General features: G+C 70.0%; 4 protein-coding genes and 1 pseudogene. 2 read left to right on the plus strand and 3 right to left on the minus strand.

Annotated features, from left to right (window positions below; genetic code table 11):
* A pseudogene (locus VJS38_RS07685) lies at positions 1 to 143 on the minus strand (acetyl-CoA carboxylase, biotin carboxyl carrier protein); the annotation flags it as partial.
* 43 nt (positions 144 to 186) lie between these two features.
* Entirely contained in the window at positions 187 to 624 is a 438-nt protein-coding gene (gene aroQ / locus VJS38_RS07690; RefSeq protein WP_324087566.1) for a type II 3-dehydroquinate dehydratase, read from the minus strand.
* Between the two features lie 74 nt (positions 625 to 698).
* Between aroQ and thiS the strand changes: the two genes are divergently transcribed.
* Both thiS and VJS38_RS07700 read left to right on the plus strand, forming a co-directional pair.
* Positions 699 to 899 carry a sulfur carrier protein ThiS gene (gene thiS / locus VJS38_RS07695; RefSeq protein WP_324087567.1) on the plus strand — a complete coding sequence of 67 codons (201 nt, stop codon included), beginning with the start codon at positions 699 to 701 and terminating at the stop codon, positions 897 to 899.
* A 1-nt stretch (position 900) separates the two neighbouring features.
* Positions 901 to 1,689 (plus strand): thiazole synthase, encoded by a 789-nt coding sequence (locus VJS38_RS07700; RefSeq protein WP_414692420.1) that lies wholly within the window; start codon positions 901 to 903, stop codon positions 1,687 to 1,689.
* On the opposite strand, the gene VJS38_RS07705 is transcribed toward VJS38_RS07700, so the two are convergent.
* The coding region (locus VJS38_RS07705; protein WP_324087568.1) for a cation:proton antiporter at positions 1,672 to 2,786 on the minus strand (1,115 nt) is incomplete at its 5' end. The genes VJS38_RS07700 and VJS38_RS07705 overlap by 18 nt on opposite strands.

Raw genomic sequence — 2,786 nt, forward strand, 5'->3', positions numbered from 1 at the left:
GTCAGGGTCTTGGCGACGCGGATCTTCAGCCCCGCGTGCTCCACCTCGATCTCGCTGAGGCCGGTGTCGGTCAGGATGTCGGCCAGTTCGCGCACCAGGCGCGCGTCGATCGGATCGGCGGGAGCCTTGGGACTGCTAGCCATGCGTTCGTTCCGTCCTTTTGTTCTTCTGGGGCGTCGTCAGGGATCAGCGGGCGAGGCCCGCGGCCGCCTCGACGGCCAGCTCGTAGCTCCTCGCGCCGAAGCCGGAGACCAGGCCCGTCGCGGCGAGGGAGACGTAGGTGTGGCGGCGGAATTCCTCGCGCGCCGCTGGATTGGAAAGGTGGCATTCCACCACAGGCAGCTCCGCGGCCTTCAGGGCGTCGAGGATCGCCACCGAGGTGTGGCCGTAGCCCGCGGGGTTGATGACGATCGCGCAGGCCTTCTCGCGCGCCTCCTGGATCCAATCGATCAGCTCGCCCTCGTGGTTCGATTGGCGGAACACGACTCCGCGGCCAAGCGCCTGCGCGCGCGCTTCGCAGAGCTTGCGCACGTCGTCCAGGGTGTCGCGTCCATAAATCTCCGGCTCGCGGGTCCCCAGGAGGTTGAGATTCGGGCCGCTCAGCACATAGATCGGTTTCGACATTGGGCTCCGCCGTCGATTCCGCGGTCTTGTAACGGTCGCAGGCGGGGGTCACAAGCGCGCCGGAGATCACGCCGATGAACCTGACTGTCAATGGCGAGGCCAAGACGCTGGCGGGCGTGCCGCATGTGGCCGCGCTCGTGGCGGCGCTGGGCCTGGACGGGCGCAAGGTCGCGGTCGAGCGCAATCTGGAGATCGTGCCCCGTTCGGCGTACGACAGGACCGCGCTGGAAGACGGCGACCGGATCGAGATCGTGCATTTTATCGGAGGCGGCTGACGTGGACGGAACCCAGAGTCACGAGGATACCTGGTCGGTCGCCGGCCGCACCTTCCGTTCGCGGCTGATCGTCGGCACCGGCAAGTACAAGGACTACGCCCAGAACGCCGCAGCCGCCGAGGCCGCGGGCGCCGAGATCGTCACGGTGGCGCTGCGGCGGGTGAACCTGTCCGACCCCAGCCAGCCGATGCTGGTCGACCATGTAAAGCCCGACCGCTTCACCTTCCTTCCGAACACCGCCGGCTGCTTCACCGGCGAGGACGCGGTCCGCACGCTGCGCCTCGCGCGCGAGGCCGGCGGTTGGGACCTGGTCAAGCTGGAGGTGCTGTCGAACACCAAGCACCTGTTGCCGGACATGGAGGAGACCCTCCGTGCGCTGAAGATGCTGGTCGCGGACGGCTTCCAGGTGATGGTCTATTGCTCGGACGATCCGGTCTACGCCAGGAAGCTGGAGGAGGCCGGCGCTGCGGCCATCATGCCGGCGGCGGCGCCGATCGGCTCGGGGCGGGGGATCCAGAACTTCCTGAACCTCGGCCTGATCATCGAGCAGTCGAAGGTCCCCGTGCTGGTGGACGCCGGCGTCGGCACGGCGTCCGACGCCGTGCTGGCGATGGAGATCGGCTGCGACGCGGTCTTGATGAACACCGCCATCGCCGAGGCGGGCGACCCGATCCGCATGGCGCGGGCGATGAAGCACGCGGTCATGGCCGGCCGCGACGCCTTCCTCGCCGGCCGCATGGCCAAGCGCATGTACGCCGACCCGTCCTCGCCGCTATCGGGGATGATCTGAGGGCGAAGATGCCTCTCCCCGCGAGCGGGGAGAGGAGGCCGGCCCCGCCGCCTTCACCGTCGCCCAGACGATCAGCGGATTGAGCGCGATCGAGAGGATCGCGGCGCCGACGATCAGGCTGTGGGCCTGGTGGGTCATGGCCCCCAAGGTGACGGCAAGGCCGGCGAGCAGGAACGAGAACTCGCCGATCTGCGGCAGAGAGCCCGCCAGCAGGGCCGCATGCGCGCGGTCGAGCTGGCCGCCGAGCCTGAGCGCCACGGCCGCGGCCAGGGCCGCGATGAGCACCACCGCCAGCACGCCCGCCACCGCCAGCGGCTGGCGGATCAGGATGGTCGGGTCGAACAGCATGCCGACCGAGACGAAGAACAGCACGGCGAAGGCGTCCCTGAGCGGCAGCGACCGCTCGGCGGCGTTGTGACCCAGCGGCGAGCCGTTCAGCACCAGGCCCGCGACGAAGGCGCCGAGCGCGAAGGAAGCGCCGAAGGCGGCGTAGGCCAGCCAGGCGATGCCGAGGGCGATCGCCAGCACGCCCAGGGTGAAGAGTTCGCGCGAGCGGGTGTGGGCGAGGCCGATCAGCAGCCAGGGCAGGACGCGGCCGCCGACGACGAACATCAGGCCGACGAAGATGCCGATCATCAGGAGCCGCCAGCCGATCTGGCCTAGCGACGTCCAAGGGTCGGGGTGCGCGGCGCCGGCGATCAGCGGCAGCAGCACCAGGGCGACGACCGCGACCAGGTCCTGCACGACCAGCCAACCGATGGCGATCCGCCCGGTCTCGGTCTTCAGCTCGTGCCGTTCCTCGAGCGTCCGCAGGACGATGACGCTGGAGGCGATGCCGAGCGAGAAGCCGAGCAGCACCGCCTCGCCGTCGCCCAGGCCGATCAGCCGCCCCAGGGCCCAGCCGAGCGCAGTGCCGAGAGCCACCTGGACCAGGGCCCCCGGCACGGCCGCGCGGCGCACCGCCAGGATGTCCTTGGGCGAGAAGTGCAGGCCCACGCCGAACATCAGGAGGATCACGCCGATCTCGGCCAGCTGGCTCGCGACCTGGCGGTCGGCGATGACGCCCGGCGTGAAGCGACCGATGACGACGCCCGCCA

This window comes from Phenylobacterium sp. (assembly GCF_035276905.1).
Classification (GTDB): Bacteria; Pseudomonadota; Alphaproteobacteria; order Caulobacterales; family Caulobacteraceae; genus Phenylobacterium.